General features: G+C 66.9%; 6 protein-coding genes and 1 pseudogene. 1 reads left to right on the top strand and 6 read right to left on the bottom strand.

The window, feature by feature from the left end:
- The 4 genes and pseudogenes from ACLPJJ_RS13765 to ACLPJJ_RS13750 all read right to left on the bottom strand — a co-directional run.
- A pseudogene (locus ACLPJJ_RS13765) lies at nt 1-397 on the bottom strand (sulfonate ABC transporter permease); the annotation flags it as partial.
- 253 nt (nt 398-650) lie between these two features.
- Nucleotides 651-1097 (bottom strand): dUTP diphosphatase, encoded by a 447-nt coding sequence (gene dut / locus ACLPJJ_RS13760; RefSeq protein WP_443591562.1) that lies wholly within the window; start codon nt 1095-1097, stop codon nt 651-653.
- Nucleotides 1094-2275, bottom strand: a complete 1182-nt coding sequence (coaBC, locus tag ACLPJJ_RS13755) for a bifunctional phosphopantothenoylcysteine decarboxylase/phosphopantothenate--cysteine ligase CoaBC (protein WP_443591561.1) — start codon at nt 2273-2275, stop codon at nt 1094-1096. Before coaBC ends, dut begins: the two co-directional genes overlap by 4 nt.
- Nucleotides 2272-3024: a class I SAM-dependent methyltransferase gene (locus ACLPJJ_RS13750; protein ID WP_443591560.1), complete on the bottom strand. Its 753-nt coding sequence runs from the start codon at nt 3022-3024 to the stop codon at nt 2272-2274. Before ACLPJJ_RS13750 ends, coaBC begins: the two co-directional genes overlap by 4 nt.
- 26 nt (nt 3025-3050) lie before the next feature.
- Here ACLPJJ_RS13750 and mutM point away from each other — a divergent pair, with 26 nt between their 5' ends.
- The gene (gene mutM, locus ACLPJJ_RS13745) at nt 3051-3878 is read left to right on the top strand and encodes a bifunctional DNA-formamidopyrimidine glycosylase/DNA-(apurinic or apyrimidinic site) lyase (RefSeq protein WP_443591559.1); all 828 of its coding nucleotides are present in this window, start codon (nt 3051-3053) and stop codon (nt 3876-3878) included.
- Nucleotides 3879-3916: 38 nt separating this feature from the next.
- On the opposite strand, the gene bcp is transcribed toward mutM, so the two are convergent.
- Together bcp and ACLPJJ_RS13735 are read right to left on the bottom strand one after the other, a co-directional pair.
- Nucleotides 3917-4381, bottom strand: a complete 465-nt coding sequence (gene bcp, locus ACLPJJ_RS13740) for a thioredoxin-dependent thiol peroxidase (protein ID WP_443591558.1) — start codon at nt 4379-4381, stop codon at nt 3917-3919.
- Nucleotides 4378-6644: DUF294 nucleotidyltransferase-like domain-containing protein (locus tag ACLPJJ_RS13735; RefSeq protein ID WP_443591557.1), on the bottom strand; the 2267-nt coding region annotated here is incomplete at its 5' end. The genes bcp and ACLPJJ_RS13735, both read right to left, overlap by 4 nt.

The following is a 6644-nucleotide window of genomic DNA, read 5'->3' as shown; positions in this document are numbered from 1 at the left end:
CGCCCATCACCTTGCCCGGGAACAGCCCGAGGAAGAACACGGTGGTGAAGGTGAGGAAGCCGAGAATGGGAACCGATTGCAGGATATCCAGGATCGGGATGAGCACCATGCCCGCCCGGCGGGACTTTGCCGCCAGCGTGGCATAGGTGAGGGTGAACAGCAGCGAGAAGAACAGCGCCGCGAACATGCGTGCCGTTGAGCGCAGCGCATAATAGGGCAGATAGGCCGGGTCGAGATGGATCGGCGAATTTTGGATCGTGGCGATGGAGGTGGAGATCGTGCCCCGGCCGACATCGACCAGCGCGATCAGCAGCCCCATGACCAGCAGCAGCGCCACCCCATCCCAGCGGTTCGGCAATCGGCGCCCGGCCAGGGCTGTGGGTGTATAATTCGTCATCTTGCCGCCTGGCGTTCGGAGAGGTTGTGCCTGCTCCCTTAACCAGCGTGAGACCGTTTGTCACCAGGGGCTTGCATTGCGTTTGCGTGACAGACGTCGCGGCTGGAGGCCGGGGTTTGATGCCTATCATCTGTCATTGGGCGGTGATGGGCGTCTTAATGCTGCGCATGCTTTCGCGCTTGGCACGGCGATGAGGCTTCTGGCAGACGCAGCTTATCGGCCTGTTCCTGGTCACGCGGGCCAGCGGGCCGGGCTAATGCCCGGTGCTGCCGAACCCGCCAGCCCCGCGCGCGGTTTCGTCGAGGTCTTCCACCTCTTCCCACAAGGCGCGTACCACCGGCGCCACCACCGCCTGGGCGATGCGCATGCCGCGTGTCACCACAAACTCTTCCGCGCCGGTATTCAGCACGATCACGCCGATTTCGCCGCGGTAGTCCTCGTCGATGGTGCCGGGAGCGTTGGGAAGGGTGATCCCGTGCTTGAGCGCCAGCCCGGAACGCGGGCGCACCTGCAGCTCATAGCCCGGCGGCAGGGCGATGCAGAACCCGGTGGGGATCAGCGCCCGTCCACCCGGGGCGATGGCAACCGGGGCTTCCACCGCCGCCAGCAGGTCCATCCCCGCAGCACCTTGGGTGGTGTAATGCGGCAGGTCCAGCCCAACACCATGGGCCAGACGGCGGATACGTACATTCACGTTCATGCAAAAACTTCCCCAATGCGCGCTGCGAGTTTTCGCGCCAGCGCGGTTTTGTCCATTTTGTCCCAGGCTTCGGCGCCCGATTCGGTGAGCAGCAGGATCTCGTTGTCATCCCCGCCCATGATGCCGGTGCCGCCGACATCGTTCGCCACCAGCCAGTCGCAGCCCTTGCGCGCGCGCTTGGCGGCGGCGTGCTCGGCGAGCTTCTCCGTTTCCGCTGCGAATCCGATGACCAGCCTCGGCCGTTGCGGGCCTGGGCGAGATATCTCGGCCAGAATGTCCGGATTCTCGGTGAGGTTCAGGGCAGGGGGCTGGCCCGAGCCGTCCTTCTTGATCTTCTGCCCCGCGGCCTCCACGCGCCAGTCGCCCACGGCGGCGGCGCAAATGGCGATGTCCGCCGGAAGTGCTGCCATCATCGCATCGCGCATCTCGCGCGCGGTTTCCACCCGCACCACATCCACGCCCGCCGGGTCCGGGAGGCTTACCGGTCCGCTCACCAGCGTCACCCGCGCGCCAAGGGCAGCCAGCGCGCCGGCAATGGCATGGCCCTGCTTGCCCGAGCTGCGATTGGCGATGTAGCGCACCGGGTCGATCGGCTCATGCGTCGGCCCGCTGGTGACTATGGCGTGGCGGCCCTTCAGCGGGCCATCGGCCAGCGCCGACTCGATCGCCGCCAGGATCACCGGCGGTTCCGCCAGCCGCCCTGGGCCGAACTCGCCGCAGGCCATCGGCCCTTCCTCGGGCGGCACCACAAGCACGCCGCGTTTCGCCAGCGTTGCCATGTTCGCCTGGGTGGCCGGATGCTCCCACATGCGCACGTTCATCGCCGGGGCCACCAGCACGCGCTTGTCGGTCGCCAGCAGCAGGGTGGAGGCGAGGTCATCCGCCAGCCCGGCGGTCATCTTCGCCAGCATGTCGGCGCTCGCCGGGGCCACCACCACGAGGTCTGCCGCGCGGGAGAGTTCGATATGCCCCATCTCGCTCTCATCGGTGAGCGAAAACAGCTCCTGGTACACCTTGTTACCGGTGAGCGCCTGCAGCGAGAGCGGGGTAACGAACTGCGCCCCCGCCTTGGTGAGCACGGCGGTGACGCCATAGCCCGCCTTGGTGGCGAGGCGCACCAGCTCCAGCGCCTTGTACGCTGCTATGCCGCCCGTGACGATGAGCAACAGTTTCCTCACAGGCGCCAGCCCGCATGAATGGCCGCGATGCCACCGGAGAGGTTGCGGTACGTCACCCGCTCCAGCCCGGCGTTTTCGAACATGCGCTTCAGCGTTTCCTGATCCGGGAACATGCGGATGCTCTCGGCCAGATACTGGTAGCTCGCCGCATCCTTGGCGATGACCTGCCCCAGGCGCGGCAGTGCCTCGAAGGACCATTTATCGTACAGCTTCTCCAGCCCCGCGATCTGCAGGCGGGAGAATTCCAGCACCAGGAAGCGTCCGCCCGGCTTCAGCAGGCGCCGCGCCTCGGCGATCACCTTGTCCTTGTTGGTGCAGTTGCGCAGGCCGAAAGCCATGGAGATGCGGTCGAAGCTCGCATCCGGCAGCGGCAGCTTCTCCGCGTCCGCCACCAGGAACTCGATATCGCCCAGATACCCGTTCGCAGTCGCCCGGTCCCGCCCGACGCCGAGCATGGACGCGTTGATGTCGGACATCACCACCTTCCCGCCGCCGCGCTTGAGCCAGCCGAAGGTGATGTCCCCGGTCCCGGCGGCCAGATCCAGCAGGGTGTAATTCGGCCTGGGGTCGAGTGCTGAGAGAAACTCGCGCTTCCACAGGCGGTGAATGCCGAGCGACATCAGGTCGTTCATGATGTCGTACTTACCGGCCACGGAGTCGAAGACCTCCCGCACCATCGCGGCTTTCTGCCCCCGGGGGACGGTCTTGAATCCGAAATCGGCGGTGTCGCTGGAATTGTTCTGGCTCATGCGCCCCAGTATAGCCTTGTTTTATCATGCCGGAACTCCCCGAGGTCGAAAACGTGATGCGTGGGCTGGATGCCCGCCTCACGGGTCAGCGGATTAAGCGCGCCACGCTGCACCGTGCGGACATACGCTGGCCGGTGCCGCCGGAGTTGCCGCGCGTGCTCACCGGCGCACGCATCCTGGGTTTCCGCCGCCGGGGCAAGTTCATGCTGATGCGGCTGGATAACGGCTGGTCGGTGCTGATCCATCTCGGCATGTCGGGCCGGATGCTGATCGACGCGCCGCCCGCCGCGCATGAGCATTTGACCATCGAGACCGAGGATGGCTGCCGGGTCGGCTTTGTCGATCCACGCCGCTTCGGCGCGCTGGATCTGGTGCCCACGCCCGAGGAGGACAGCCACAAGCTGCTCGCCGGCATGGGGCCGGAGCCGCTGGGCAACGAGTTCTCCGCCCCCGTGCTGGCGGCGGCGCTCAAGGGCAAGGCAACCTCGATAAAGGCAGCACTGCTGGACCAGCGTATCGTCGCGGGCATCGGCAATATCTACGCCAGCGAGGCGCTGTTTCGCGCCGGGATCGACCCGCGCCGGCAGGCGGGCAAAATCTCCCGCCCGCGCATCGAGGGGCTGGTGCAGGCCATCCGCGATACGCTGCGCGAAGCCATTGCCGCCGGAGGTTCCAGCTTGCGCGACTATGTGCAGCCGAGCGGCGAGCTGGGCTATTTCCAGCACGCCTGGAAGGTCTATGGCCGCGAGGGCGAGCTTTGCGAGCGCTGCCCCGGCCCGCCCGCTTGCGCCGGGATCAAATGCATCACCCAATCCGGGCGCAGCACATTCTACTGTCAAAAGACGCAGAAATAATCAGGGCGTTGCCGAACCTGCCTGCGCGTTATTAATATTTACAGCGTCTTCACCGCCTTCAGCACATCCTCGGCATGGCCGGCCACTCTCACTTTCGGCCAGAGCTTCGCCACCTTGCCGTGCGCGTCCACCAGCACGGTGGAACGCTCGATACCCATGTATTTCTTGCCGTACATGGATTTCTCCTGCCACGCGCCATAGGCGTCGATCACCTTCACCTCGGGGTCGGAGGCGAGCGGAAACCGCAACGAATATTTCTCCGCGAATTTCTCCAGCGCCTTCATGCTGTCCTTGGATACGCCGATAACCGTTACATCGAGCTTATCGAATTCGGGCAGTCCTTCCTGGAAGGCGCAGGCCTCCTTGGTGCAGCCGGGTGTGTCGGCGCGCGGGTAGAAATACAGCACGAAGGGCTTGCCCTTCAGCTCCTGCAACGAAACGGTGCGTCCGCCCGTCGCGGGCAGGGTGAAATCCGGCGCGGCGGCGCCTTCGGTCAGGCTCATGCGTAGTCTCCTTGTCTGATGATTCTGTTGAAGCAATCCTGCACCTGTGCGGCGACCCGCTCCATCTCCAGGCGCAACTCGGCGAAATCCGCCGTGCGGGTGGCGCGCAGCAGCGGCGCCAGCATGGCGGCGGACGGGTCGGTCGCGCGGTCGGAGAGGCCGGTGATGCGGTTGATGCCCTGGATGCTGCGCCAGAAATGGTCGGCGCGCAGCAGTGCGGTTTTGTCCTCCTCGGTGAGCAGCCCAGCCTGGCCCAGCGCATGCAGCGCCGCCGCCGTGTTGGGACGGAACAGCTCCCTGTGCCGCGGCCCGTGGATGAGCTGCAATGCCTGGGCGATGAACACCACCTCCATCATGCCGCCGGGCAGGGCCTTCACGTCGAACATCCCGCGCAGGGGCAGCTCCGCGGCCAGCCTGTCGCGCATCGCGGCGGTGTCCTGGAGAATCGTCTCCGCCGCTTGCGGCCGCGTCAGCGCCGTGTCGATCGCCTCGCGCACCACCTGGGCGAAGCCCGGCGTTGCCGCCATCACGCGCGCGCGGGTGAGGGCCAGGCGCTCCCAGGTCCAGGATTCCCCTAAATAGTGGTAGCGCTTGAACGCCTCCAGCGACACCGCCACCGGACCATGATTGCCAGAGGGGCGCAGACGCATGTCCACATGGTAGAGCGGGCCTTCCTTGCCCTGCACGGTGAGTGCTGCGGTAAAGGCATGGCTGAGCCGGACGAAATACGGTGTCGGGGCGATATCGGCAGGTGCGTAATCGTAGATCAGCATCAGGTCGAGGTCGGAGCCCGCCAGCATCTCGCCGGCCCCGGCCTTGCCGAGCGCGACCACGGCGAATCTTGCGCCCTTTACCCGGCCATGGCGGGCCTTGTGCGCCGCCAGCACGCGCGGCAGCAGCAGCGAGAGTGCCGATTCCGCCAGGGCGCTGCGCAGCCGCCCGGCCTCGTTCACGTCGATCCGCCCTTCCAGCGTGGCGACGGAAAGGTGAAACTCCTCCTGCCGCACGAATTGCCGGGTGATGGCGATGGCCTGTTCCAGGTCAGCCGCCTCGGCGAGCTGGCGGCGCAGCACCGGCTTGGGTGCCGCGAAACGGGCGCTCGGGCTGAGCAGCGCCTCCAGCGCCTGCGAATCCTCGGCCAGCTGCTCGGCCAGGGCGGGGGCGGCGCCCAGCACGGCGGCCACGCGCTGCAGCAGCGCCGGGTGGCGCGTGAACAGCGAGAGCAGCTGCACCCAGGCCCGCTGGCGGGAGAGCAGTGTGTCGAAATGCGCGAAGGCCTTGTCCGGCTCCGGCTGCGCCCCGAGCGCGCCGAGCAGATGCGGCATAAGCCCCTCCAGCAACTCCCGCGCCCGCTCCGCACGCAGCGCTGGCAGCCGCCCGCTGGCCCATTCGCGCAGCCGCTCGGCGATATGCTGGGCATCGGTGAAGCCAAGCTCCTGCAGCCGGGCAACGAAGGCGGGCGGCGGCGGGCCATCAGGCCCTGGGTCGAGCGGCGCGGGCGGTTTTTCGGCACCAGCGTCGAAGAAGGAGCGGAAATGCCCGTGCACCCGCTCCAGCAGCGCGGGGAAGCCGTGGAGGAAATCCGCGTCGCCGAGGAACACGATGAATTTTTCAAGTGCCGCCTGGGTGCTGGGCAAGGCATGGGTCTGGCGGTCGCCCACCATCTGCAGCCGGTGCTCCACTTGGCGCAGCTTGCGGTAATCCGCCGCCAGCTCGTGCGCCGCCCGTTCCGGCAGATGCCCGGCCTTGGCCATGGCGGGGAGCGCCTGCAACGTGGCGGGGATGCGCAGGGCCGGCTCCTGCCCGCCCCAGACGAGCCCTAGCGTCTGCACGATGAACTCGATCTCGCGTATGCCGCCGCGCCCGCGCTTCACGTCCAGCCCGAACAGGCCGTGGTGGTTATTCTGCGCATCGATCTGGCGTTTCATCTCGTGAATGTCCGAGATGGCCGCGAAGTCCAGATATTTGCGCCAGATGAAGGGGCGGATGGCCCCCAGGAACTGCTCGCCGAGCGCGATATCCCCAGCGATGGGCCGCGCCTTGGAAAACGCCGCGCGCTCCCAGGTGCGCCCGTGCGATTCGTAATAGGCGAGCGCCGTGGGCAGTGCTACGACCGGCGGCGTGGCGGATGGGTCCGGGCGTAGCCGCAAATCCACGCGGAACACGTAGCCCTCCTCATCCCGCGCCGCGAGCAGGGTGGTGATGTCCCGCGCGACGCGCGCCATCATGCCCTGGGCGTCTTCCGGATAAACCGGGCTGTCCG

Origin of the sequence: Acidocella sp. (assembly GCF_052326845.1) — a bacterium.
Taxonomy (GTDB): Bacteria; Pseudomonadota; Alphaproteobacteria; order Acetobacterales; family Acetobacteraceae; genus Acidocella.
Note: the sequence above shows the minus strand (reverse complement) of the source record. Positions and strands in the feature narration are given on the sequence as shown.